The 25075-nt window shown below is 70.5% G+C and carries 22 protein-coding genes; 6 read left to right on the top strand and 16 right to left on the bottom strand.

Features of this window, described 5'->3' with window-relative positions:
• Positions 1-21: 21 nt before the first annotated feature.
• Entirely contained in the window at positions 22-1041 is a 1020-nt protein-coding gene (locus ACGFZA_RS36385) for a LacI family DNA-binding transcriptional regulator (RefSeq protein ID WP_385279901.1), read from the bottom strand.
• A 97-nt stretch (positions 1042-1138) separates the two neighbouring features.
• Between ACGFZA_RS36385 and ACGFZA_RS36380 the strand changes: the two genes are divergently transcribed.
• Positions 1139-2785, top strand: a complete 1647-nt coding sequence (locus ACGFZA_RS36380) for an ATP-binding protein (protein ID WP_393684837.1) — start codon at positions 1139-1141, stop codon at positions 2783-2785.
• On the top strand, positions 2782-3462 hold the full coding sequence (locus ACGFZA_RS36375; protein ID WP_385279895.1) for a response regulator: 681 nt from the start codon (positions 2782-2784) through the stop codon (positions 3460-3462). Before ACGFZA_RS36380 ends, ACGFZA_RS36375 begins: the two co-directional genes overlap by 4 nt.
• Positions 3463-3478: 16 nt before the next feature.
• Here ACGFZA_RS36375 and ACGFZA_RS36370 read toward each other — a convergent pair whose 3' ends face one another.
• A complete protein-coding gene (locus ACGFZA_RS36370) occupies positions 3479-3862 on the bottom strand; it encodes a winged helix-turn-helix transcriptional regulator (RefSeq protein ID WP_385279892.1) in 384 nt (127 codons plus the stop codon).
• Between the two features lie 105 nt (positions 3863-3967).
• Here ACGFZA_RS36370 and ACGFZA_RS36365 point away from each other — a divergent pair, with 105 nt between their 5' ends.
• Entirely contained in the window at positions 3968-4330 is a 363-nt protein-coding gene (locus ACGFZA_RS36365) for a DoxX family protein (RefSeq protein WP_385279888.1), read from the top strand.
• Between the two features lie 33 nt (positions 4331-4363).
• Here the strand turns inward: ACGFZA_RS36365 and ACGFZA_RS36360 are convergent, their stop codons facing one another.
• From ACGFZA_RS36360 to ACGFZA_RS36335, 6 genes are all read right to left on the bottom strand, one after another.
• Positions 4364-5956 (bottom strand): cation acetate symporter, encoded by a 1593-nt coding sequence (locus ACGFZA_RS36360; protein ID WP_385279885.1) that lies wholly within the window; start codon positions 5954-5956, stop codon positions 4364-4366.
• Positions 5953-6396, bottom strand: a complete 444-nt coding sequence (locus ACGFZA_RS36355; RefSeq protein WP_385280018.1) for a DUF485 domain-containing protein — start codon at positions 6394-6396, stop codon at positions 5953-5955. The genes ACGFZA_RS36360 and ACGFZA_RS36355 overlap by 4 nt, the downstream gene beginning before the upstream one ends.
• Before the next feature lie 131 nt (positions 6397-6527).
• Positions 6528-7205 (bottom strand): response regulator, encoded by a 678-nt coding sequence (locus ACGFZA_RS36350; protein WP_393684833.1) that lies wholly within the window; start codon positions 7203-7205, stop codon positions 6528-6530.
• Positions 7202-8365, bottom strand: coding sequence for a sensor histidine kinase (locus ACGFZA_RS36345; RefSeq protein WP_393684831.1), 1164 nt, complete (start codon positions 8363-8365; stop codon positions 7202-7204). Before ACGFZA_RS36345 ends, ACGFZA_RS36350 begins: the two co-directional genes overlap by 4 nt.
• A complete protein-coding gene (locus tag ACGFZA_RS36340) occupies positions 8362-8880 on the bottom strand; it encodes a DUF1453 domain-containing protein (RefSeq protein ID WP_393684829.1) in 519 nt (172 codons plus the stop codon). The genes ACGFZA_RS36345 and ACGFZA_RS36340 overlap by 4 nt, the downstream gene beginning before the upstream one ends.
• 174 nt (positions 8881-9054) lie before the next feature.
• Positions 9055-11175 (bottom strand): type IIA DNA topoisomerase subunit B, encoded by a 2121-nt coding sequence (locus ACGFZA_RS36335; RefSeq protein WP_385279873.1) that lies wholly within the window; start codon positions 11173-11175, stop codon positions 9055-9057.
• Positions 11176-11609: 434 nt separating this feature from the next.
• On the opposite strand from ACGFZA_RS36335, the gene ACGFZA_RS36330 reads away from it, so the two are divergent.
• Complete coding sequence (locus tag ACGFZA_RS36330; protein WP_024489001.1) at positions 11610-11843, top strand: hypothetical protein; 234 nt, start codon at positions 11610-11612, stop codon at positions 11841-11843.
• 103 nt (positions 11844-11946) lie between these two features.
• Here ACGFZA_RS36330 and ACGFZA_RS36325 read toward each other — a convergent pair whose 3' ends face one another.
• The 6 genes from ACGFZA_RS36325 to ACGFZA_RS36300 all read right to left on the bottom strand — a co-directional run bounded on the left by ACGFZA_RS36325 (position 11947) and on the right by ACGFZA_RS36300 (position 20194).
• A complete protein-coding gene (locus ACGFZA_RS36325) occupies positions 11947-12777 on the bottom strand; it encodes a S1 family peptidase (RefSeq protein ID WP_385279870.1) in 831 nt (276 codons plus the stop codon).
• Positions 12778-12912: 135 nt separating this feature from the next.
• Positions 12913-14460: an RNA polymerase sigma factor gene (locus tag ACGFZA_RS36320; RefSeq protein WP_385279867.1), complete on the bottom strand. Its 1548-nt coding sequence runs from the start codon at positions 14458-14460 to the stop codon at positions 12913-12915.
• A gap of 323 nt (positions 14461-14783) precedes the next feature.
• Positions 14784-15653 carry a FadR/GntR family transcriptional regulator gene (locus tag ACGFZA_RS36315; protein WP_393684889.1) on the bottom strand — a complete coding sequence of 290 codons (870 nt, stop codon included), beginning with the start codon at positions 15651-15653 and terminating at the stop codon, positions 14784-14786.
• A gap of 181 nt (positions 15654-15834) precedes the next feature.
• Positions 15835-17667 (bottom strand): ATP-binding cassette domain-containing protein, encoded by a 1833-nt coding sequence (locus tag ACGFZA_RS36310; protein WP_393684826.1) that lies wholly within the window; start codon positions 17665-17667, stop codon positions 15835-15837.
• Between the two features lie 338 nt (positions 17668-18005).
• Positions 18006-18770 (bottom strand): NUDIX domain-containing protein, encoded by a 765-nt coding sequence (locus ACGFZA_RS36305; RefSeq protein WP_385279862.1) that lies wholly within the window; start codon positions 18768-18770, stop codon positions 18006-18008.
• 113 nt (positions 18771-18883) lie between these two features.
• Positions 18884-20194 (bottom strand): DUF4192 domain-containing protein, encoded by a 1311-nt coding sequence (locus ACGFZA_RS36300; protein WP_393684824.1) that lies wholly within the window; start codon positions 20192-20194, stop codon positions 18884-18886.
• A 111-nt stretch (positions 20195-20305) separates the two neighbouring features.
• Here ACGFZA_RS36300 and ACGFZA_RS36295 point away from each other — a divergent pair, with 111 nt between their 5' ends.
• Positions 20306-22477, top strand: coding sequence for a RecQ family ATP-dependent DNA helicase (locus ACGFZA_RS36295; protein ID WP_393684822.1), 2172 nt, complete (start codon positions 20306-20308; stop codon positions 22475-22477).
• A gap of 218 nt (positions 22478-22695) precedes the next feature.
• On the top strand, positions 22696-23325 hold the full coding sequence (locus tag ACGFZA_RS36290) for a hypothetical protein (RefSeq protein WP_385279854.1): 630 nt from the start codon (positions 22696-22698) through the stop codon (positions 23323-23325).
• Positions 23326-23568: 243 nt separating this feature from the next.
• Here ACGFZA_RS36290 and ACGFZA_RS36285 read toward each other — a convergent pair whose 3' ends face one another.
• A complete protein-coding gene (locus tag ACGFZA_RS36285) occupies positions 23569-24189 on the bottom strand; it encodes a hypothetical protein (protein WP_393684820.1) in 621 nt (206 codons plus the stop codon).
• A gap of 60 nt (positions 24190-24249) precedes the next feature.
• Positions 24250-24960, bottom strand: coding sequence for a ribonuclease HII (locus ACGFZA_RS36280; protein WP_393684818.1), 711 nt, complete (start codon positions 24958-24960; stop codon positions 24250-24252).
• Positions 24961-25075: the final 115 nt, after the last annotated feature.

The raw sequence follows: 25075 nt of genomic DNA, 5'->3' as shown, positions 1-25075 counted from the left end.
CGCAGCGCAAATTAACGACGGTCAGCGGGAAGCGCTGCGCGGGGGCTGGGCCGTCGAGCCCCGCACCACCAGCTCCGGCTCGAAGAGCAGCTCGTCGGACGGCACCGTACGGCCTCCGATCTGCACGCAGAGCAGTTCGACGGCGGCCCGCCCCATGGATTCGATCGGCTGACGGACGGTGGTGAGCGGCGGCTCGGTGCAGTTCATGAACGCCGAGTCGTCGTACCCGACGACGGAGACGTCCTCGGGGACCGAGAGGCCCCGGCGGCGGGCCGCGCGGACCGCCCCCAGGGCGAGCGGGTCACTGGCGCAGATGAAGCCGGTGACGCCCTGGTCCAGCAGCCGCATGGCGGCAGCCTGCCCGCCCTCCAGCGAGAACATCGCCCTGGCCACCCACTCGTCCGGGATGGTGGCCCCGGACGCCTCGGCGAGCACGCGGGCGGCGGCCAGCTTGCGCTGGGAGGGCATGTGGTCCGAGGGGCCGAGCACCAGGCCGATGCGCTCGTGCCCCAGCGAGACCAGATGGCGCCAGGCCTGCTCGACGGCCACCGAGTCGTCGCAGGAGACACACGGGAAGCCGAGGTGGGCGATGGCCGCGTTGATGAGGACGACCGGGATCTTGCGGTCGGCCAGCACCTTGTAGTGATCGTGCGGAGCGTCGGCCTGGGCGTAGAGACCACCCGCGAAGACCACGCCCGAGACCTGCTGCTGCAGCAGCAGCTCGACGTAGTCCGCCTCGGAGACCCCGCCCTTGGTCTGGGTGCACAGCACCGGGGTGAGCCCCTGCTGCGCGAGCGCGCCGCCGACCACCTCGGCGAATGCGGGGAAGATCGGGTTCTGCAGCTCGGGCAGGACCAGCCCGACCAGCCGGGCCCGTTCGCCGCGCAGCTGGGTCGGGCGCTCGTAGCCGAGGACGTCCAGTGCGGACAGAACGGCCTGCCGCGTGGCGTCGGAAACGCCCGGCTTGCCGTTGAGTACCCGGCTGACCGTGGCCTCGCTGACTCCAACCTTCTGCGCCACCTGGGCAAGTCGTCGCGTCATGTGCGCAAGATTAGCGCAAGAAACGCAAGCCGATTGCGTGGATCTGGAAACAAGACGAATTTCGGAAAGCACCGGAATGCCCTCTACCGTCTCTACGATGAGCGCCCCACCGCCCACGGCCAGGAGACCGCGCCGACTCGGCTGGCCCCAGCGCGTCTTCTCGCAGGTACTGCTGATGCAGCTGGCCATCGCCACCGGCGTCACCGTACTCGCCACGGGCCTGTTTCTGGCACCCCTCAGCGCGCAGCTCGACGACCAGGCGATGCGCCGGGCCCTGTCCATCGCGCAGAGCACCGCTGCCCAGCCGCAGATCGCCGAGGCACTGCTCACCACCACCCCGGAGCCCAGTGGCCCCGTCCAGAGCGCCGCGGAACGGATCAGGCGTGCCACCGGCGCCGAGTACGTCGTCGTGATGGACCGCCACGGGGTGCGCTGGTCGCATCCCGACCCCGCGCGGATCGGCGGGGTCGTCTCCACCGACCCCGGCAGGGCGCTCGCGGGCCAGGACGTGAGGGAGATCGACAGCGGCACACTCGGACGCTCGGCCCGGGGCAAGGTGCCGCTGCGCGACGCATCCGGGCACATCGCCGGCGCGGTGTCCGTCGGTATCGCGTACGACAGTGTCCGCGCCCGGCTCCTCGCGGCGATCCCGGGCTTGCTCGCCTACGCGGGCGGGGCGCTGGCCGTGGGAGCGCTGGCCGCTTATCTGATCTCCAGACGCCTGCAGCGGCAGACGCACGACCTGGCCTTCTCCGATATCGCCGCGCTGCTGACGGAGCGCGAGGCGATGCTGCACAGCATCCGCGAGGGGGTGATCGCACTCGACGGCAGCGGCCGCATCCGGCTTCTGAACGACGAGGCGCAGCGCCTGCTCGGGGTGGGTTCCGAGGCGGCGGGCCTTCCGCTGGCCGAGGTGTTCGGTACCGGGCGGACCACCGATGTCCTGGCCGGCCATGTGGCGGGCGAGGACCTGCTGGCCGTGCGCGGCAGCCGGGTACTCCTCGCCAACCGCATGCCGACGGCCGACGGCGGGGCCGTCGTCACTCTTCGCGACCGCACGGAGCTCGAACACCTGGGCCGGGAGCTCGACTCCACCCGGGGACTGATCGACGCCCTGCGCGCCCAGGACCACGAGCACGCCAACCGCCTGCACACACTGCTCGGCCTGCTGGAACTGGAGCTGCACGAGGATGCGAGGGAGTTCGTCACCGAGGTCGTCGGCGTCCACCGGGCCACGGCGGAGCAGATCACCGAGAGGGTCCGTGACCCTCTGCTCGCCGCGCTGCTGGTCGGCAAGGCGACGGTGGCCGCGGAGCGCGGCGTCGCCCTGCGCATGGCGCCCGGCACCCTGCTTCCGGACCGGCTCGTCGACCCGCGCGGGCTCGTGACGGTGGTCGGCAACCTGGTCGACAACGCACTGGACGCGGCCGCCGGGTCCGAGGGCGCCCTGATCGAGGTGGGTCTGCGGGCCGAGGGCCGTACGGTGGTGCTGCGGGTCCGCGACAGCGGCCCCGGCGTCCCGCCCGGACAGCGTGAATCGATCTTCACTGAGGGCTGGTCGACCAAGGAACTCCCCGCACACGGCAAGCGCGGCCTCGGGCTCGCGCTGGTACGCCGGCTGGCCGAACGGCAGGGAGGCAGCGTGGCAGTGGACACGGCGGACGAGGGCGGGGCCGCATTCACCGTCGTCCTCCCCGACGCGACGGCCGAAGCGGAATCCGACAGGGCGGGAGCGGCTCAGTGATAGAGGTCCTGGTCGTCGACGACGACGTCCGAGTCGCACGGATCAACGCGGCCTACGTCTCGAAGGTGCCCGGTTTCCGGGTGGCCGCGCAGGCACACTGCGCCGCCGACGCCCTCGCCGCGGTCGAGGAGGGACCCGTGGACCTGATCCTGCTGGACCACTACATGCCCGACCGCAGTGGACTGGCGGTGGTGCGGGAGCTGCGCAGCCGCGGCCACCGCACCGACGTGATCATGGTGACGGCGGCACGGGACGTCGCCACGGTCCAGGAGGCCATGCGTCAGGGCGCCCTCCAGTACCTGGTCAAGCCGTTCACGTACGCGGGGCTGCGCACCAAGCTGGAGGCCTACGCCGCGCTGCGCCGCACCCTGGAGAGCGGCGGCGAGGCGGAACAGGGCGAGGTGGACCGGCTCTTCGGCGCCCTGTGGACGGCGGGCGGGACCGATCTGCCCAAGGGGCACTCGGCCACGACGGCGGAGCTGGTCCGCAAGGCGCTCCGCAGCGCCGAAGGTCCGCTCTCCGCCCAGGAGATCGCGGAGAGCGCCGGGATGAGCCGGCAGACGGCCCAGCGCTATCTGAAGCTGCTGGAACGGTCGGGACGCGTCCGGCTGAGCTTGCGGTACGGCGAGACGGGGCGACCCGAGCACCGCTATGCGTGGGTCGCGGGCGGTCGATGACCGCGCATCACCTGCCCTACGCCCGGGGATGCTCCGAGTCGTAGGTCGTCCGGCTCAGCTCGATGCCTGCGTTGTTGTCGACGGCCCACTCGGCCAGCTTCACAGCAGGCTCGATCAGGGTGCGCCCCCTCGCGGTGAGTTCGTACTCGACCCGCGGCGGAACCTCGGGGAACACCGTGCGCGACACCAGGCCGTCACGCTCCAGGTGCCGGACCGTGCGGGTGAGCATGCGCTGCGAAATGCCGGGGATGCGCTGCTGGAGCTCGGTGAAGCGCATGCGTTCGCCGTCGAGGGTGGCGACCACCAGCAGGGTCCACTTGTCGCCGATGCGATCGAGGATGCCTCGGATCGCCCGGCCTCCGTCGCCGCGGATGAGGCAGCTGTGACGGTACTTCGACATCGCCGTCCCCTGTTCGCAAGGCACACCTGTGTGCCTTTTGTAAGCGTTCCGATAGTCACCGATCATGTGCTTGCTTACAAGTCGTCACCATGACGGAGGACAAAGATGGAGATCGCCTACTGGATCGTCGCCGGGCTCCTGGCGGCCTTCTATCTGTACGCGGGTGGCAAGAAGACCGTCCAGAGCCAGGAGCAACTGGCGCCCATGATGGGCTGGGTCGACACGGTCCCCATGAGGCTGGTCCGGGTCATCGGCGTCGTCGAGATCCTGGGCGCCGCCGGTCTGGTGCTGCCGCCGCTCACGGGGATCGCACCCGTCCTCGCGATGGCGGCAGCACTCGGCCTGCTCGTCCTCCAGGCGCTGGCCGCTGCCCTGCACCTGTCCCGGAACGAGGTCCGGGAGACCGGTCTCAACGCCGCCCTCATCGCTCTTGCCGCGGTGACGGCATGGCTCGCCACGACCTGGTGAGGCGGATCCGGAGGCCCCGAGCTCCGGCGCCGGTCAGACGGCTCCGGCGCCGGTCAGCGCACGCACCTCGGTCTCCGCGTGCTTGGCCTCGTCGGGCGGCTCGGCCGAGGTGACCGTGCCGATCCAGCCCGCGAGGAAGCCCAGGGGGATGGAGACAAGCCCGGGGTTCTCCAGTGGGAAGAGCTGGAAGTCCACCCCGGGGAAGAGTGCGGTGGGGCTGCCCGAGACGACCGGGGAGAGCAGGACCAGCACGACGGCGGGAATCAGACCGCCGTAGACCGACCAGACCGCGCCGCGCGTGGTGAACCTCCGCCAGAACAGCGAGAAGAGCAGCACGGGCAGGTTCGCCGACGCGGCGACCGCGAAGGCCAGGCCCACCAGGAATGCCACGTTCAGGTCCTGGGCGAGCAGCCCCAGCCCGATGGCGGCCACTCCGATCCCGGCCGCCGCGACCCGGGCCACGGCGACTTCGCTGTACTGCCGGGAGCCCGGCCTCCTGAGCGAGGCGTAGAGATCGTGGGCGACGGACGCGGACGAGGCGAGGGTGATGCCGGCGACGACGGCCAGGATGGTCGCGAAGGCCACGGCGGCGACCACGGCGAACAGAATGGTTCCCCCCGTCGAACCCTCGCCGCCGCCGAGGACCAGGGCGAGCAGCGGAACGGCCGTGTTCCCGGCAGGGTTCGACTCCCGCACCTCGGCCGAGCCGACCAGCGCAGCCGCCCCGAAGCCGAGCACGATCGTCATCAGGTAGAAGCCGCCGATGAGGCCGATGGACCAGACGACGGAACGGCGGGCGGCACGGGCCGTGGGCACGGTGTAGAAGCGCGACAGGATGTGCGGAAGACCCGCCGTGCCGAGCACCAGGGCCAGCCCCAGGCTGATGAAGTCGACGCGTGCCGTCCAGCTCCCGCCGTAGCGCAGCCCGGGCGACAGGAACTCCCTGCCGTACCCGCTGCGGTCGGCGGCGGAGTTGAGCAACTCGTTGATGTTGCCGTGGAAGTGGACCAGGACCAGCACGGTGAGCACCACGGTGCCCGCCATCAGCAGGACGGCCTTGACGATCTGGATCCAGGTGGTGGCGCGCATTCCGCCGAGCGACACGTAGACCACCATGAGCGCCCCGACACCGATGACCGTCCATGACCGAGCGGCGCCGCTCGTCCCGCCGAGGAGCAGGGCGACGAGACTTCCCGCCCCCACCATCTGTGCCACCAGGTAGAGCACGGACACGGTGACGGAGGAGGTACCGGCGGCGATCCGGACCGGGCGCTCCGCCATCCGGGCCGCCACCACGTCGGCGAGGGTGAACCGCCCGCAGTTGCGTACGAGTTCGGCCACCAGGAGCAGGACGACGAGCCAGGCGACGAGGAAGCCGACCGAGTAGAGCATGCCGTCATAGCCGTAGAGGGCGATCACTCCCGAGATGCCGAGGAACGAGGCGGCCGACATGTAGTCGCCGGCAATGGCGAAACCGTTCTCCATGGGCGAGAACAGCCGACCGCCCGCGTAGAACTCCTCGGCCGAGCCCTGCCGGTTTCGGCTCACCCAGGTCGTGATGCCCAGGGTGACGGCGATGAAGGCGCTGAACAGCAGGAGCGCCAGGGTCTGATGGTTGCCGCTCAACGCCCGATCCCCCGCGTCATCTCCTGGGTGTCCCAGCGCAGATCGAGCGCGGCCCGGTCCCTGCGCAGCCGCGCATGCCGTGCGTACGCCCCGGTGAGCAGGAACGTGGTGAGGAACTGGCCCAGTCCCGCGACCATGGCGACGTTGACCGCCCCGGCCACCGGGCGGGCCATCAGACCGGGTGCGGTGACCGCCGTGACGACGTAGGCGAGGTACCAGACGAGGAAGGCGACGGTGGCGGGGACGACGAACCTCCGGTACCGCCGGCGCACCTCCTGGAAGGCCTCGCTGCGCTGCACCTCCAGATAGATCTCCGCCGCGCTGTGGCCGCTCCGGGGTGCGGCGGGGCCGGGCACCGCCGCGGGTGCGAAACTTCCCGTGCCGTCCAGTTCCCCCCATCCGGAGGCCAGTGCGTCGTACCACGGGTCTTCGAGCCGCATCCCTGCGGTCTCGCGCCCTGCTTCCTTCTCCACCGAACAACTCCCCTTGTCCACGGACCACTTCGGCCGCGTACTCAAGAATGGGCAGATCGGGAAGATCCCGGGCACTTCATTCCCCGGACTTCACCTCTTCAGGTGAAGGATGTCCCGGGCGGCTGTGCGAGTCCTCGAACGTACGCATAGCGGACCGCCTGGGCCCGGTCGCGAAGTCCCGCCTTGGCGAACAGGTTGTTGATGTGGCTCTTCACGGTGGCCTGCGAAATGTGCAGGCGCCGGGCGATCTCCGCGTTGGACATCCCCTCGGCGATCAGGACGAGCACCTCGGTCTCACGGGGCGTCATCCCGTCGGGCAGCCCGGCCTCAGCGCCTCCGGCAGGCGGCAGGGGCCCCGCGGTGACCTGCTCCAGCAAACGGCGCTGGATGGAGGGCGAGAGGCCCGCCTCGCCCGAGAGCACCGCCTGAATGGCCCGCACGATCTCGTCGCCCCCGGCGTCCTTGGTGAGGTAGCCCCGGGCCCCCGCCCTGAGCGCGGGAAAGAGCGAATCGTCGTCGGCGAAGGTCGTCAGCACCACGACCTGGGTGCCGGGAAAGTCCCTGCGAATACGGCGCGTCGCCTCCACACCGTCGCAGCGGGGCATTCTCAGGTCCATCAGGACGACGTCCGGGGCGTGTTCGGCCACGAGGGCCACGGCCTCCTCCCCGTCCTTCGCCGCGCCGACCACCTCGATCCCGGGCAACAGGCCCAGCAGCATGACGATTCCCTCACGCACGACCGACTGATCGTCGGCGACCACCACCCGCGCGTTCACACGGGCACCCGCAGACTCACCACGAACCCCTCCTCGCCGGGACCGGCCTCCAGCGTTCCGCCCAGCAGTTCGGCACGCTCCCTCATCCCCAGCAGACCGTAGCCGGAGCCACTGACAGCGAGCTCGCTCCCGGCACGGCTGCCACCCGAATCGCTGACCTCCAGGGCGATCACATCCGGCAGATACTCCAGCCTGATCAGCACCCTGGCCCCCGGTGCGTGCTTGCGCACATTGGTCAGCGCCTCCTGCGCCACCCGCCGGACTGCCTGCGAGGCCTCGGCGGTCAGCGTCCGGGGTTCCCCCTCGACCCGGACCTCGGCCGGCTCCGCCGCCACCAGCTGCCGCAGGAACTCCTCCACCGGCGACACCTCGCCGCGCAGGGCCGAGAGCGCCTGACGCGTCTCCGCGAGGCCCTCACGGGCCATCGAACGGGCGGCGACCACCCGCTGCAGCACCTGGTCCCGGAACTCCCCCACCGGCTCCCTCTCGATCAGCAGCCGCGCCGCCTCCAGGTGCACCAGCTGCGCGGAGAGGCTGTGCGCGAGCACGTCATGGATCTCCCGGGCGATCCTGGACCGTTCGTCCAGCGCGGCCGTCTCGGCCTCCGCCACCCGGGCCGCCCGCTCCTGGGCCAGTAGCCGCCGCGCGTTCCCGCGGGCCTCGGCGTCCAGACGCAGCACATACCCTCCGAGGCAGAGCCCGGCCGTGGTCAACGCCGTGTTCCACCAGCTGTCGGTGTTCACGACGGCGTACGCGCCGAGCGCAGCCGCCGTCGCGGGGACGCCCGCCGAGAGCGGCAGCCGCTCCAGCGCGGTGACGGCGCAGCCGCACCAGAGCACCGCGGCAGGCACACCGGCACCCGCCTGCTGCGCTCCGAACGCCGCGAGCATCAGCAGGGCCAGCAGCCCGAGCGAGGGCCACAGGCGGTTCTCCAGGCTGGTGCGGAAGAAGGCCACGGCGACCGCCGCGCAGCCCGCCACCCCGGCCAGACCGACCACGATCTCCCAAGGGCCGAACAGCCCGCCGGTGAAAGTCCCCCAGAGCATCAGGGTGAGCAGCCCGGCCCGCACGAGCCATCCGATCACGGCCCGCGCACGGGTACGGCCCTCGCGCAGGAGCGCCTCCCTCGACGGCCAGCTCGTCCAGGCAACGGGTGTCACACGCGGTCCTTTCCTGACGTGCGGAGCGGCACACCCTCGGCGGACCCACGGTGCGACTGCGATATCTCCGCGGCCCGCCGCGCCAGCACGCCGCTGCGCACCAGCAGGGTGACCGCGAGAGCCATCATCAGGGCGGGGCCGCCCTGATGTATGCCCAGCGCCACGGCAAGCCCGTACAGGGCCGCTCGCAGGATCAGCCCTCCGGCCCAGACGTAGGCCGTCGCCCTGGTGCCCCTGCTCCAGAGGGTCCCGTCCTCGGCACGCCAGAGCCGGGCAGTCCACGCCCAGCCGGCACCGGTGACCAGCCCCACGGCCAGTTCGGCACCCAGGATCACGACGTACAGGGCCTCATGACGCGGATCCACCAGCCCGGGCTCACGCAGGGCCATGACGAGCAGGACGCCCGGCAGGACCCACCAGCGGCGGTCGCCCGAGATCTGCTGCGCCGAGCACTGGCGGACCACGACGAAAGCGATGACCGCGACGATCACCAGTGCGTTGACGAGCCCGGACATGGGCGCCTCCGAGTTGCGGGAAGTTCTGTCACTTCGACGCTACGGAAAGGACCAGGTCAGGGGATCGGCTCAGGGGTGGATCACGGGTGGAGCCGTTGTCTCCACCCGTGGGTGGAGACAACGGCTCGGTGCGACGGCCCGGTGCGGTGAAGTCCCGGGCGGCAGGACGCGGGCTCAGACGTCGATACGCGAGCGGTCCAGCGTCGCGGCCGAGCTGGTGATGAACTCCTTGCGGGGCGCCACCTCGTTGCCCATCAGCAGATCGAAGACCTTCTCGGACGATTCCAGATCGCCGATGTTGATCCGACGCAGCGTGCGGTGGCGCGGATCCATCGTCGTCTCCGCCAGCTGGTCGGCGTCCATCTCGCCCAGACCCTTGTAGCGCTGGATGGAGTCCTTGTAGCGGACGTTCTTCCGCTGGAGCTCCAGCAGGCGCTGGCGCAGCTCGTTGTCGGAGTAGGTGTAGATGTACTTGTCCTGCCCCTTCTTCGGCTGGACCAGCTCGATCCGGTGCAGCGGGGGCACGGCGGCGAAGACCCGCCCGGCCTCGACCATCGGCCGCATGTACCGCTGGAAGAGCGTCAGCAGCAGGATGCGGATGTGGGCACCGTCCACATCGGCGTCGACCAGCAGCACGATCTTGCCGTAACGGGCGGCGTCGATGTCGAACGTCCGGCCGGACCCGGCTCCTATGACCTGGATGATCGCTCCGCACTCGGCGTTCTTCAGCATGTCGGAGACGGATGCCTTCTGAACGTTGAGGATCTTGCCGCGGATCGGGAGCAGCGCCTGGAACTCGCTGTTCCGTGCCAGCTTGGCGGTCCCGAGCGCGGAGTCGCCCTCCACGATGAACAGCTCGCTGCGCTCCACGTCGTCGCTGCGGCAGTCGGCGAGCTTCGCCGGCAGGGAGGAGGACTCCAGAGCCGTCTTGCGGCGCTGCGCGTCCTTGTGCTGACGGGCGGCGATCCGGGTCCTGGCCGCTGCCACCGCCTTCTCCAGGACCGCCCTGGCCTGGGCCTTCGCGTCCCGCTTGGTGGAGGTCAGGAACGCCTTGAGCTCCTTGGCCACGACATTGGAGACGATCCGGTTGGCCGCCGAGGTGCCCAGCACCTCCTTGGTCTGCCCCTCGAACTGCGGCTCCGCCAGCCGAACGGTCACGACCGCGGTGAGGCCCTCCAGCGCGTCGTCCTTGACGATGTCGTCCTCGGCGACGCGCAGCATCTTCGCGGAGCGGAGGGCCTCGTTGACCGTCTTGGTCACAGAGCGCTCGAAACCGGACACGTGGGTGCCGCCCTTGGGGGTGGCGATGATGTTGACGAAGGACTTCAGGTTGGTGTCGTACCCGGTGCCCCAGCGCATGGCGATGTCGACGACCAGCTCCCGGGTGACCTCGGTCGCCGTCATGTGGCCGACCTCGTCGAGTACGGGCACGGTCTCCTTGAACGTGCCCTGCCCGGTCAGGCGCAGGACGTCGCAGACGGCCTTGTCCTGGGCGAGGTACTCGCAGAACTCACTGATCCCCCCGTCATAGCGGAAGGTCTCCTCCGTCTTGCCCTCTCCGTCCAGGCCCCGCTCGTCGCGCACGACGATGGTGAGACCGGGGACGAGGAAGGCCGTCTGGCGTGCCCGCTGGTAGAGGGTCTCCAGGTTGAGCTTGGCGTCCTTGAGGAAGATCTGCCGGTCGGCCCAGTAGCGCACCCTGGTGCCGGTGCGCGCCTTCGGGACCCGCTTGCCCTTGAGCAGCCCGTTGGCCGGGTCGAAGGGGCTGTCCGGCCCCTGCTCGGTGAACATGCCGGGAACCCCGCGCCGGAAGCTGATCGAGTGGGTCGCGCTGTTGCGGTCGACCTCGACGTCGAGGCGGGCGGAGAGGGCGTTGACGACGGAGGCGCCGACGCCGTGCAGACCGCCGGAGGCGGCGTAGGAGCCGCCGCCGAACTTGCCCCCGGCGTGCAGCTTGGTCATCACGACCTCGACGCCGGACAGTCCGGTCTTGGGCTCCACGTCGACGGGGATGCCGCGGCCGTTGTCACGGACCTCCACGGAGGTGTCGTCGTGGAGGATGACCTCGATGTGGTCGCAGTAGCCGCCGAGGGCCTCGTCGACGGAGTTGTCGATGATCTCCCAGAGGCAGTGCATGAGGCCGCGGCTGTCGGTGGACCCGATGTACATGCCAGGGCGCTTGCGAACCGCTTCGAGCCCCTCGAGTACGAGCAGATGCCGCGCGGTGTAGTTGGAACCGTCTTGGTCTGCTCCGGTCAGCAGCGCAGTGGACGGCACGGACGTATCGGCGGTCACGCGGTTCGCTCCTCGCTGAATTTCATTTGGGGCCCAGTGGGTAACGGGCTCGGCTTCGGTCGCCGCTGAGAGGGTACCGAGGCCTGGTAGAGCGGGTGTAACGCCACCCTCGGAGAACGCTCACACTAGTCCAGCCTCGCATACACGTTCGATCCCTCCTTCGAGTGACGTGCACATCACGTTCCCTTCCAGGCATGAACCATTTAGGCTCCGGGCACGTCCTCATGAACAACCGGCAAGCCAGCCGGCGGGACCGACCGACACAAGCAACGCGAAAACCGTAGCGCCACGCAATACGGCACATTCGCCGCGAACCGGCAACAGACAGCCATCCTGAGAAGAAGTTTCGAAGAAATGCCACGAGCGGGAACGTTTTCGGCCTGGTTGGATGTTGACCCTGGTACGACAGCTCGTCGAGCTAGAGAAGAGGCGACGTGACTACTGTTCTGACCCCCGCGAGCCCGCTGACCGCAGCAGACCGCTGTGACCGTTGCGGCGCCCAGGCATACCTGCGCGTCGTCCTGATCAGCGGCGGTGAACTGCTCTTCTGCGCCCACCATGGTCGCAAGTTCGAGCCGGAACTCAAGAAGATCGCCGCGGAAATACAGGATGAGACGGACCGACTGACGGCCGTGCAGGCCCAAGCCGCCGAAGAGGAACAACACTGACACCTCGCATCCACGACGAGCCAGGGCCCGGTCCCGCACCGGCCGACGGGCGGCTCCCCACCTGTGGGGAGCCGCCCGTTCTCGTACCCGCTGACCGACGCTCTCAGGCGGCTCCGTCCATCCACTCGATGGCGGCGGAGATCCGCGTGTAGACGCCCGGGCTGCCCGGGAGGCCGCACCCGTTCCCCCAGGAGACGAGGCCGACAAGCCTTCCCTGGGCCACCAGAGGCCCTCCACTGTCCCCCTGGCAGGCGTCGTAGCCGCCCTGGGGTTCACCCGCGCAGAGCATCGCGGAGGCGTCGTACGCGCCGCTGCCGCCCCCCGGGTAGGCCTGCTCGCACGAGCTGTCCGGCAGCACGGTCACCTTCGCGGAGCGGAGCGACGTCGCGTAGTCACCGTTGCCGGTCGTGTCTCCCCATCCGTAGACGGCCGCGGGCGTTCCCGAGGTGTACGCGGAGTCACCGGCCTCGGCCATGGAGATCACACTCTGTTCGGGCAGCGCCTCGGCGAGCGTGAGCACGGCGACGTCCCCACTGTTGGTGGAGGCGTCGAAACCGGGATTGACCCACGTCCCGCTCACCGCGATCTCCTTGCCGCCCGTGCCGTTCAACTCGTCACGGCCCGAGATGATCCGCAGATCCCGCACCTGGGAGACATCGACACCCAGCGCCTCCCGGGTCAGGCAGTGCGCGGCCGTCAGCACCTTTTTCGGCCCGACCACGACGGCGCCGCAGAACTGGCCGGCCCGGGTACCTCCGAACCGGTCACGGCTGGAGAGCGCCACCACCCACGGACTGTCCTTGACGTGGGCGGGCTGGCCCCCGATGACGATGCTGTCCGCTACTGCCGAGGCGGGGGAAGCGAGCGGTATCACTGCCGTTGCGGCAGTGAGGGCGAGCGCCCCGGTCATGGTGCGGACGACGGTACGGGACATACGTACTCCTGACTCTGTGATGGACCATGCCTACCCAGAGTCATTCCGCCGGTCTCGATCCGCACCCGCACCCGCACACGGCCGAGGGCCCGGATCCTCACGGGATCCGGGCCCTCGGCCTACGTACGGGACGACCTAGTCGAGATAGTCGCGCAGGACCTGCGAGCGCGACGGGTGGCGCAGCTTGGACATCGTCTTGGACTCGATCTGACGGATGCGCTCACGCGTCACGCCGTAGACCTTGCCGATCTCGTCCAGCGTCTTCGGCTGTCCGTCGGTGAGACCGAAGCGCATGGAGACCACGCCCGCCTCACGCTCGGACAGGGTGTCGAGCACCGAGTGCAGCTGCTCCTGGAGGAGCGTGAAGCTGACCGCGTCGGCCGGGACGACCGCCTCGGAGTCCTCGATCAGGTCACCGAACTCGCTGTCCCCGTCCTCACCCAGCGGGGTGTGGAGGGAGATCGGCTCACGGCCGTACTTCTGGACCTCGATGACCTTCTCGGGGGTCATGTCGAGTTCCTTGGCCAGCTCCTCCGGGGTGGGCTCACGGCCCAGGTCCTGGAGCATCTGACGCTGCACACGCGCGAGCTTGTTGATGACCTCGACCATGTGCACCGGGATACGGATGGTGCGGGCCTGGTCGGCCATGGCGCGGGTGATCGCCTGACGGATCCACCAGGTGGCGTACGTGGAGAACTTGTAGCCCTTGGTGTAGTCGAACTTCTCGACGGCACGGATCAGACCGAGGTTGCCCTCCTGGATCAGGTCCAGGAAGAGCATGCCGCGGCCGGTGTAACGCTTGGCCAGCGAGACCACGAGACGGAGGTTGGCCTCCAGCAGGTGGTTCTTGGCGCGGCGGCCGTCCTCCGCGATGATCTCCAGCTCGCGCTTGAGCTTGGGAGCGAGCTTGTCCGAGTTCGCCAGCTTGTCCTCGGCGAACAGACCCGCCTCGATGCGCTTGGCGAGCTCGACCTCCTGCTCGGCGTTGAGGAGCGGGACCTTGCCGATCTGCTTCAGGTAGTCCTTGACCGGGTCGGCCGTGGCGCCGGCGACGGCGACCTGCTGCGCAGGTGCGTCGTCCTCGTCGTCGTCGGAGAGGACGAAGCCCTTGTTCTCGCCCTCGCCCTCCTCTTCCTCACCCTTGCCGGCCTTGACTTCCTCGGCAGCGTCGTCGCCGTCGAGGATCTCGTCGTCCTGCTTGCCGGCCTTCTTCGACGCGGTCTTCTTCGCCGCCGTCTTCTTCACGGCGGTCTTCTTGGCGGCGGTCTTCTTGGCTGCCGCCTTCTTCGCAGGCGCGGCCGAGGCGGCGTCGTCCGCCACCGCGTCCACGGTCTCGGCCGACGGGGCGGCAGTGGCCGCGACGGTCCGTGTCACGGTCGTCTTGGCCGCGACGGTCTTGGTGGCGGTGCGCTTGACCGGGCTCTTCGCTGCGACGCTCTTGCGGGCGCGCTTCGACGGCTCCGCGGCACTGACCATCAGCGTCACACCCTCTTCCTCGAGGATCTGGTTGAGGCTGCGCAGAACGTTCTTCCACTGGGTTGGCGGAATCTGGTCAGCCTCGAAGGCCCGACGCACGTCGTCGCCGGCGATCTGCCCATCAGCCTTTCCCCGCTCGATGAGCGCCATGACAGATTCGGACTCGGCGATCTCCGGCGGGAGCGTACGGGATGTGCTGGCCGACACGAACAACCTCTCGGAACGATGGAAACGGCTTCCGGCCCGGCCCTGAGAGGGCTGGAACCGACGACCGTCGGGCTGGGTATGTACCGACGGCGCGGGCTAGGCCTCAGAACTGCACAGCGCGCTCAATGGCTGCTGTATTCCTTCCGCGGCGGTCACCTCTTAAGTCATCGCGCTGTTTCGAGGAGTGTTACGCCCAATCCGCGTGGCCCGAGTCACACCTCATTTGCGACGAACCCGCTCAGGGGTGACATCCCCGCACAATTGTGCCGCCGGACTGCGGGAGCCCGGCGACACATGGCTCGTACACCCTGAGCGCGCTGCGGTCAGTGCTGCTCGCGCGGCCCCGGCACCACTCCTTCCACCTCCGGGTGGACGACGAGCAACTGGCGCATGGCCGCCTCGGCGCCCGCCGGGTCGCCGGCCGCCAGGGCGTCGACGATGCTCGCGTGATGCCCGAGAGAGGCCTCGTTCGGCCGGTCACAGCCCGTGACCGGGCCACCGGAGACCTGAAGCGCGGCGGAAACGATGCCGGAGAGGTGCTCCAGCATGCGGTTGCCCGCGGCCTGGATGAGCAGGGAGTGGAATTCCGCGTCGGCGCGCGCGCAGGTGATCGCATCACCCTGCCCGAGGGCGTGACCCATGATCTCGACCATGTCCCCAAGCCGCTGCTGAAGGTCCTCGCGCCCGTGACCGGCGGCCAGTCGGGCGGCCAACGGTTCGATCGTCCACCGGAGCTCGCCCAGCTCACGACGCTGATCGTCGCGCTGCGGGCCGAACGCACGCCATTCGATGATGTCGGGGTCGAGCAGGTTCCAATCACTGACCGGCCTGACCCGAGTGCCCACATTGGGCCGGGCGCTGACCAGGCCCTTGGCCTCCAGCACGCGCAGCGACTCCCGGACGACGGTGCGGGAGACCTCGAATCGCTGACCGATCTCCTCCGGAACCAGGGGCCGGTCGGCACCGAGGTCACCGGAAACGATCATCTGACCCAGCTGCTGGACAAGTTGGCCGTGTAGTCCACGGCCCCTGCTGGCCGATCCCCGTCGGCTCACGCGGCCGAGCTCGGTATCCGGGCCGTCCCAGGGCCGCACGGCGGCACGTTCGCCGGTCGGTGCCTCCGCATAGGTGTAACGGTCGAGTTCGCCCGGGGCGGCGATGCCGGTCTCGGCGGCGCGGGCGGCGGTCATCATGGTGTGCGCAAGGGTACTCACGCATCATTTGTCGGCGCGGCTCAGCCACCCCTTGAGGTCTTTGGTGAAAAGCACACGAAAGGGTGATCGTCACTGGCCCCGCAATTGACGCTTTAATGGTATAAAACGGGCATTTTCAATGAAGTTATGGTTCACCCCGCATCCATCAGCCGTTCGGTGATCACCAACGCACTCTGCCGCGGAGGCTCGTGAACAGATACGCGCAGACAAGGACCGACAACGACAGAGTCAGTGCCGTTCCCACGGGGTGCGCCACGACCCTCACCACGGCCAGTGCCCACCGGTCCGCCTCATGCGGCCACTGGAGCCAGGCCAGTTCTCCGAGCCGGCCCGGAAGTCCGCTCATCGAACGCGCGGTGGGCACCTTCGGCATCGCCTGGATGAGCGGAACCATCAGCACGGGAACGGCGAGTACGGCGGCGACGCCGGCCGCCGTCACACGGAAGATCCCTGCAGCCAGCAATCCGGCCCAGGCGCAGCCGACCGTCAGGCCCGACCAACTCACGGCCAGTGACATCGCATTCGAGGGGACCTTGACCAAGTCCCCGCCGTACACCAGGCGAAGAGACTCGGCCGAGGCCAGCAGGACGAACAGGGCCAGCAACAGCGCGACGCCGGCCGACACGGCCATTTTGGCGAGGAGCAGCCCGAGCCGGCGGGGGACGGTGCCGCGGCCGGCAGCAAGTGCGGGATAGCGGAACTCCTCGCCGAAGGAGAGGGCGCCGAGCAGCCCGGCACCGAGCGCGGCAGGGGGCAGCGGCAACAGCGAAGGCCAGGCGGCCAGTACGTTCGGCAGTGGGGTACGACCGTTACGGGCGAGCAGGACGGACAGCGCGGCCGAGGCGGCGAGGGCCACGACGACGATCAGGGGCGTGGTCCTGACACCGAAGAGGCGGCGCAGTTCGTATCGCACCGGGCGGAGCGGGCCACGGGCCGGCCGCCGCCTGATCGGCGGCGGCAGCTGCGCCGCGCCGGAGTTCGCGACCGGGCGCGCGGCGGGCCCGGGAGCACCGGCAGAGGCGGTGGGGGCGGCACCGGCTTCCGCCGTGGAGCCGGGACCGTCGCCGAGAGACCGGGGTGTGGAGACGGAGGGAACGGTGCCGGAGCCGCCGCCGGGACCGGTGTCGCCCACCTCGTCCGCGAGCTGATGAACGGGAAGGCCGTGGCGGAAAGCCGCGTCGCCGATCTCCGCGCAGCTGCTGCCGTAGACGGAGAGGCGGCTGCTGCTTCCTTCCGTGACGACTTCGACGGAGCGCCGGGCGGCGCGCGCCTCGCGGCTGACGATCACGGCGAGGCGGGCGGCGTGCGGGGAACGGACCGCGACGCGAGGCCGCAGACGGGTGCGGGAGAAGTCCGCGGCGTCCTGATCGGCGACGAGGCGTCCGGCGTCGATCGTCACCACATGACCGGCCGCCCGAGCGGCCTCCTTGGGATCCTGCGTGGTGTACAGAACCGTGCCGCCCTGATCGGCGTGGGACCTGAGCATCCCGTGCAGCCAGTCGGCTTCCCGCGCGCTGAGCCCTTCCGCCGGTTCGTCGAGGATCAGCGTGTGCGGGTCGCCGAGCAGTGCGGAGGCGAGTGCCAGTCTGCGGTCCATGCCCAGGGAGAGCGTGCCGATGCGCTGGTCCCCCAGTCCGGTGAGGCCGACGGCGTCGAGCAGGGCATCGGCCCGGGACGCGGGCACTCCGGCAGCGGCACAGAGCATGCGGAGCTGTCCGCGGGCCGTGCGGGCGGGGTGCCCCGGCACGTCGCCGAGCAGGACTCCCACTTCCCTCGCCGGGTGCGCCACACGATGCAGTGGTCTGCCCCGGAAGTAGGTGATGCCGCGTCCCGGCTCGAGTTCGAGCATCAGCCGCAGGGCCGAGGTCTTGCCGGAGCCGGGCGGGCCCAGCAGTGCGGTGACACGGCCGGATCCCGCTTCGAACGTGAGGTCGTCCACGGCGGGCGGAACTCCGCGGTGGCGGGCGCTGGTGAGTCCGATGGCCTGGAGCATCGCTTCTCTCGCAGGAGGTGAGGCCGCTCGACGGCAGGAGGTACCGCAGCACGATAACCCGACATATTGGACTTTTTGCGGAACGTCGAGTCCCCGGCGCTCCGGCGAACCCTCGGGGCCCGAGTGAACCCTCACGGCCCGGGTGAAACCTCGGGGCCGGAGCGAACCTCAGGGCCGGAGTGAAACCGCTCGATCCCTCGGGTCACTCAGCCCTCGGCCCCTCACCCATGAGCCCCGTCAGCCCGGAGGCTGCCCGCCTCCAGGGCCACTCAGCCGGAGGTGGCCGTGCCTTGAGGGAGCCACCCCCAACTCATACCTCGGGCATCAGCCCTCAGGGCTCAGACCTCAGGCCGCAGCATCGGCGGATTCAGCACGGTGGCCGAACCCGACCGGAACAGCTGGGCGGGGCGGCCCCCCTGCCTGGTGGTCGTCCCGCCGGCGGGCACCAGGAAGCCGGGCGTACCCGTCACCTTGCGATGGAAGTTCCTCGGATCGAGCACCACACCCCACACCGCCTCGTACACCCGGCGCAGCTCGCCGACGGTGAACGCGGGCGGGCAGAACGCGGTGGCCAGGGAGGAGTACTCGATCTTGGAACGGGCCCGCTCCACGCCGTCGGCGAGGATCCGGGCGTGGTCGAAAGCCAGAGGCGCCTGGTGCTCGCCGTCCCGCCCGTAACCCCCCTCCGGCCCGAGGAGGTCCTCGACGGGCGCCCAGCGCGCACTGTTCGCATCACCGCCCGCCCGCGGAGCGGGCAGATCAGGGGCCAGCGCGAGATGGGCGACGCTGACGACCCTCATCCGAGGATCGCGCGCGGGGTCCCCGTAAGTGGCGAGCTGTTCGAGATGAGCTCCGTTGCCGACGGCAGGGGCAGCCGGGTCGTGTGCACACAGCCCGGTCTCCTCGACGAGTTCGCGCGCCGCCGCGGCGCCGAGGTCCTCATCGGCCCTGACGAAACCGCCGGGCAACGCCCATCTGCCCTGGAACGGCGTCTCACCTCGGCGTACCACCAGGGCGCAGAGTGCGTGACGGCGCACCGTGAGCACGACCAGGTCGACGGTGACAGCGAAGGGCGGGAAGGTCGACGGGTCGTAGGGCGGCATGTCGTGATCATAGTCGTCTGCCTGACGATAAACACTCCCTTCGTGTGCTCTTCATCGGTCACCGCGCCCGGCCGGACCCGCGGTGCGGTGCCGGATCCGGCACCGCACCGCGCTCATCGCCCGGTCCTGGTTCCGCGACGGCCCTGGGCGCGCGGCTGTCCGGCCCGGCGCCGGCCGGGCGTCGTACCGGGCAGGGCGGAACCGGTCCTCGCACGGCGCTGTCCGGCCGTCCGTGCCCGCACCGAACGGGCCCCCGCGACCCGTCCCGTGCCGTGGCCGCGCCGCACCGGCCGAGTGCCGCGCTCGCTGCGCAGGCAGCGCCGCAGTGTCTCCGGATCGAGGCCCTGGTTGCAGGCCTCGTGCAGCAACTGGGCAAAGGTGTACCCGGGGTCCAGCCGCAGGGCCAGGCCCAGTGCCACCCTCGCCGCCGGCTCGTCACCGATCGACCACGAGACCCAGCCCGCCAGGGTGAGCGGCGCCGCCGCATGCTCCTCGTACGGCGCGACACAACGGCGCGCAAGCGCCCGCCACAGTCTCAGCGCGGACTCCGCCTCGGGCCCTTCCATCCACTCCGCGGCCCTGTCCCGGGTCTCCCGGTCCTGGAGACCCAGAATCACCCCGGCCGCCTCCTCGTGGCTGATCAGCCGGTCGTCGTTGAGGTCGGACAGCGAAGGCGTCGCCGCCGGAGCCCGGCCCAGGCGCCTCACGAGCTGTCGGGCCAGCTTCAGGGTGGTGTCGCTGACCTCCCTGCGGCTCTCCTCGTCGAGGAGCTTCGGTACCAGTGCGGATCCGGCCGCGTCGAGGGCCAGCTGCTGCTCCCTGCCCGCGACACTCGTCGGGGGCGTCGGGGGCATCAGCCTCGCTTCCATCTCGCGCAGCGACCCCCGCACCTGGACACCGGCGTACGTCGCGGCCGCCGCCATCACGGAGGTGCCCGGCATCGCCAACGGATTCCCCTCGGCCGGGCAGCAACGGGCATCGGGGCAGACATAGGACCAGAACCTGTCGCCGGAGATGCAGAGAGCCTCCAGCACGGGCACGTCCAGCGCTCCGCACGCGATCCGCAGTCCCTGGGCGAAGGGGCGCAGCCGCTCCATGGTCTGGTTGCCCGATTCCCCTTCGGCAGGGTCCTGGCAGAGAAAGACGACGATCGCGTCGGGCCGTCCGCCGCGCCGCTCGCTCCCCTTGATCAGGCACTCGGCGAGCTGCTCGGCGACGGACGGCCACTCCTGCGCGGACTGCGGGATACCCAGCCTCAGGCGCCCGCCGAAGCGGCCCCGGCCGCCGTGCAGGGCGACCATGACCACGCTGTCGTTCGGATGGAACCCCATGAGATACGGGAGGGCGTCGGCCAGCTCCGCGGGCCCACGCAAGGTGATCTGCTGCTCGTCGGACGGGCCGGTGGATTCGTGGTGCTTGTTCATGGGATGACCGTCCCCCGCCGGGACGGATTCCGCGACCCCCTGTGGATAACTTATCCACAGGGTCCGCGCGGTCGTTCGCGGTTTGTCGTACCCATCGGGTTGCATGGGGGTATGACCAACGCAGACCGTGCAGAGCTCAGGGCTTCGGCCGATTCCGTACTGGCACGACTCGTCGGGGACGCCTCCGGCACTGCCCGGCTGCGCGAGGACCAGTGGCGGGCCATCGAGGCTCTCGTCGCCGACAAGCGCAGAGCGCTGGTCGTGCAGCGGACCGGTTGGGGAAAGTCCGCTGTGTACTTCGTCGCCACCTCGCTGCTGCGCGCGCAGGGCAGCGGGCCCACCGTGATCGTCTCGCCCCTGCTGGCGCTGATGCGCAACCAGGTCGCGGCCGCTGCCAGGGCCGGCATCAGCGCGCGGACGATCAATTCGTCCAACACCGAGGAGTGGGACACCGTGCAGGCCGAGGTGGCCGCCGGTGAAGTGGATGTCCTGCTGGTCAGCCCCGAGCGGCTCAACAACCCGGATTTCCGTGACCAGGTCCTGCCCCGGCTCGCCGCCGCCACCGGACTGCTCGTCGTCGACGAGGCGCACTGCATCTCCGACTGGGGCCACGACTTCCGGCCCGACTACCGGCGGCTCCGGACCATGCTCGCCGATCTGCCCGCAGGCGTGCCCGTGCTCGCGACCACCGCCACCGCGAATGCCCGCGTGACAGCCGACGTGGCGGAGCAGCTGGGGACCGGCGCGGGGACGGACGCGCTCGTCCTGCGCGGGCCGCTGGACCGGGAGAGCCTCAGCCTCGGCGTCTTGCAACTGCCCAATGCCGCGCACCGGCTGGCCTGGCTCGGCGACCACCTCAAAGAGCTCCCCGGTTCGGGGATCATCTACACCCTGACGGTCGCGGCAGCCGAGGAGATCACCGCGTATCTCCGCCAGTGCGGGCACACGGTCGCCTCGTACACCGGCCGTACGGAGAACGCCGACCGGCAGCAGGCCGAGGACGATCTGCTCGCCAACCGCGTCAAGGCCCTGGTGGCGACCTCCGCTCTGGGCATGGGTTTCGACAAGCCGGATCTGGGCTTCGTCGTCCACCTGGGCTCCCCCTCGTCGCCCATCGCCTATTACCAGCAGGTGGGCCGTGCGGGGCGCGGCGTCGAGCATGCCGAGGTGCTGTTGCTCCCGGGCAAGGAGGACGAGGCGATCTGGCAGTACTTCGCGTCGGTGGCCTTCCCACCCGAGGAGCAGGTCCGGCGCACGATCGACGCGCTCGCCCAGGCGGGCCGTCCGCTGTCGCTGCCCGCTCTGGAGCCGCTGGTCGACCTTCGGCGCACCCGCCTGGAGACCATGCTCAAGGTGCTCGACGTCGACGGAGCCGTCCGGCGGGTGAAGGGCGGCTGGGTGGCCACGGGCGAGCCCTGGGTCTACGACTCCGAGCGGTATGCCTGGGTGGCACGCCAGCGGGCGGCCGAGCAGCAGGCGATGCGCGACTACGCGACGACGGACGGTTGCCGGATGGAGTTCCTTCGCCGCCAGTTGGACGACGAGGAAGCGACCGCCTGCGGACGTTGCGACAACTGTGCCGGAGCCCGTTTCGACGAGGCCGTCTCCGCGGCCGCCCTGGACACCGCACGGGGTGAGCTCGGCCGCCCCGGCGTAGAGGTGGAACCCCGCAAGATGTGGCCGACCGGCCTCGCCGCGGTGGGTGTCGACCTCAAGGGCCGGATCCCCGCAGGTGAGTTGTCCGGGACCGGCCGGGCACTGGGACGCCTCTCCGATATCGGCTGGGGCAACAGGCTCCGCCCCATGCTCGCGGCCCAGGCGCCCGACGCTCCGGTGCCGGACGACGTGGCCGAGGCCGTGGTGACCGTGCTGGCCGACTGGGCCAGGGGTCCGGGGGGCTGGGCTCCCGGTGCGGTGGACGCCGTCCCCCGGCCGGTCGGCGTCGTCACCGTGGCCTCGTACAGCAGGCCCCGGCTCATCCAGTCCCTCGGCAGCCGGATCGCCGAAGTCGGGCGGATGCCCCTGCTGGGCAGCGTGGGCCATGCGCCGGGAGCCGAAGGGGCCCGGATGTCACAGACCAACAGCGCCCAGCGGGTCCGGGCACTGCACGAACGGCTCGTCGTGGGACCGGAGCTGGCCGAGGCCCTGGCCGCGGCGGACGGTCCCGTCCTGCTCGTGGACGATCTCTCCGACACGGGCTGGACCCTCGCGGTGGCGGCCCGGCTTCTGCGGCGGGCCGGGGCGGACGGCGTGTTTCCGCTGGTCCTCGCCGTTCAGGCGTGACAGGTGGCGTCATCCGGTGCTGGACTGGGCAGGGATATCCGTGTCATTCCGGCTGATTACCGTCAGCTGTGCCAATTGCTCGTTGCCGCCTGCCGATACGCCAGGAAGAATTGGACTCGCTCCCCGCACGGTCTATTCGCGGGCCCGGAAGGGCTGTGCCGCGGCGCGCCCTCACCCGACCCTGCCCGCATCGTGGGCGCGTATGCGAAGGGAGGACCGTGACCTTCGGATTCGCTCCGTCCGCAGCCACTTCCATGTCGCCGGCCGCCGACTCCGCCAACCGCCTCGGCAGAATGCTCGAACCGGCCGAGTGGGCAGCGGCGGGCATACCGCTGCTGCGCAGCCCGCGTGAGGTGGTCAGCGGTCTGCACGCCAGGCACCGGCCGACCCCGCAGACCGCGGTCGTCGCCGTGCTCGACCACGAGGAACGCCTGACGGCCAGCGCCTCGTTCGCCCGTCGCTCGGTGACGGCGGACGGCTGGGAATTCCGTAACGCCCTGCTGTCGCACCTGCGCCGGGTCATCCCGCACGACCTCCGCCGCCGTACTCCCGTCCGTACCGCTGTACTGCTCTACTGCCGCGAGGGGGACGAGCGTTGGACCGAGGAGGACGGGGCCTGGATGTGGGGACTGCGCGACGCCTGCACCCTGCACGGGCTGCGGTGCGGGGCGTACATCACGCTCACCCGCGGCGGCTGGCAGGTGCTCGGGGAAGGACGCGGTGGCCGTCGCCCCAGCTCCACGTCGCAGCCGTCCGCTCTCGCCGACACCGCACGGGAACAGGACCCCGGCCCGCTGCGCACGGGCGGCGGTGCGGTCCAGGCGTTGCACCGCACCGCGGCTCGCTGACCCGGGCCGTGGGCCCGGCCGCCCTCAGGGGCAGCCGGACCGCCACGGGCCCGGCGGCGCTCCGTCCCGGTATCCGGGGCGCGCGCCTCGAACGTCCGGGCCGAGCGCCGCACATGCCCTGGCGGAGCACCTCATCCAGCCGCTGCGGCGCGGGGGTCCACGCCGGGCGCATCGTCGATACGCCACGGCCGGAGACCCGCGCCGAGCGCACCGGACACCGCACTTCGGCTCATCCGTTCCGGCTCAGACACCCGCGCCGAGCACGGCGTTGATGCGCTGCGGGTCTCCGCAGACGATCAGCAGGGCACCGGCGCGATTCCGCGCCGCGGACAGCGCACGCGCGGCGGCGTCGTCGACGGCGCCGTTGACCGCGATGATCACCACCGGTCGCGACGCCACACGGTCCACCGCTGCGGCACCGGCGAAGAACACGTCTTCGCCCGCTTCGTGCTGCGCCCAGTAGGCGGCTTCGCCGAAGGAGAGCTCGTGCGTCGCCCACGGGTGCTGCTCACCGGTGGTGAACACCAGGATGTCGCCGGGTGCCCGGCCGGAGTCGAGCAGCAGGTCGACCGCCTCGTCGGCGGCGTCGAGCGCACCGTCGGCCGCGGCAGGAATCACCTGGAGCTGGGGTGCGGAACGATTCTCCGGGCGTGCCGCCTGGGGCTGGCCGGAGCTGGAGTGCGGGCGCGGCGCCGGGGGCGCGGGCCTTGCGGGGCCGGGACCCGGACGACCGGGGCGCGGCATGGCCGCGGAACGCGGACCGGGTACGGGACGAGGGGTCGACGCGGTGCGGCCGGTGGCCGGCGTGGCGCGGGGACCCTGGGCGCTCTCGTGAATCTGAGGCTCCTCGGGGATGAGAGGCATGGGTGGTTGTCTATCAAACGCCGACGCGCGAGGCGTCAGCGGGTGGGCACATGTGCGCGATCAGAAGTCGAAGCCGAGCTGGCCCCCGTTTTCCAGTGCGGCCGCCTCGGCGGAGAAGCGGACCTTCTTGAGGTGCTGCCACCTCGGCAGCGCGTCGAGATAGGACCACGAGAGGCGGTGGTGGGCCGTGGGGCCCCGCTCCTCGAGCGCGGCCCTGTGCACAGGGGACGGGTACCCGGCGTTGGCAGCGAAGGCGAAGTCCGCGTATTCGCCGCGGTCCGCGCCGAGTTCGGCCATCACGGCATCCCGGCGGACCTTCGCGATCACCGACGCCGCGGCGACCGCGATGCAGGACTGATCACCCTTGATGACCGTCCGCACCTGCCAGGGCGGACCGAGGTAGTCGTGCTTGCCGTCCAGGATCACCGCGTCGGGCCGCACCGGCAGCGCCTCCAGGGCCCGCACGGCGGCGAGCCGGAGCGCGGCGGTCATACCGAGCTCGTCGATCTCCTGCGGTGAGGCGTCGCCGAGAGCGTAAGCGGTGACCCAGCGCTCCAGCAGCGGCGCGAGCTCCGCGCGGCGCTTCGGGCTGATCAGCTTGGAGTCGGTGAGACCGGCGGGAGGCTTGCGGAGGCCGGTGACTGCGGCACACACGGTGACCGGTCCGGCCCACGCTCCGCGTCCGACCTCATCGACACCGGCGACGGTCTTGGCACCGGTGGTGGCGCGCAGTGAGCGCTCGACGGTGTGCGTGGGTGGTTCGTACGGCATGGCGCCAGCAAGCGTACGCCGATGGGCGCGTCCAGAACACCCCGGGGCCGCACCTGGGCCGTCCGAAGTGGCGACAGCAGGCTGCCGCGTCCGTGGTGCCGCTCCTGGCGCGACC

Source organism: Streptomyces sp. NPDC048211, assembly GCF_043202315.1.
Taxonomy (GTDB): Bacteria; Actinomycetota; Actinomycetes; order Streptomycetales; family Streptomycetaceae; genus Streptomyces.
The sequence above is the reverse complement of the archived record's forward strand: the minus strand, read 5'-3'. Positions and strand labels throughout refer to the sequence as shown.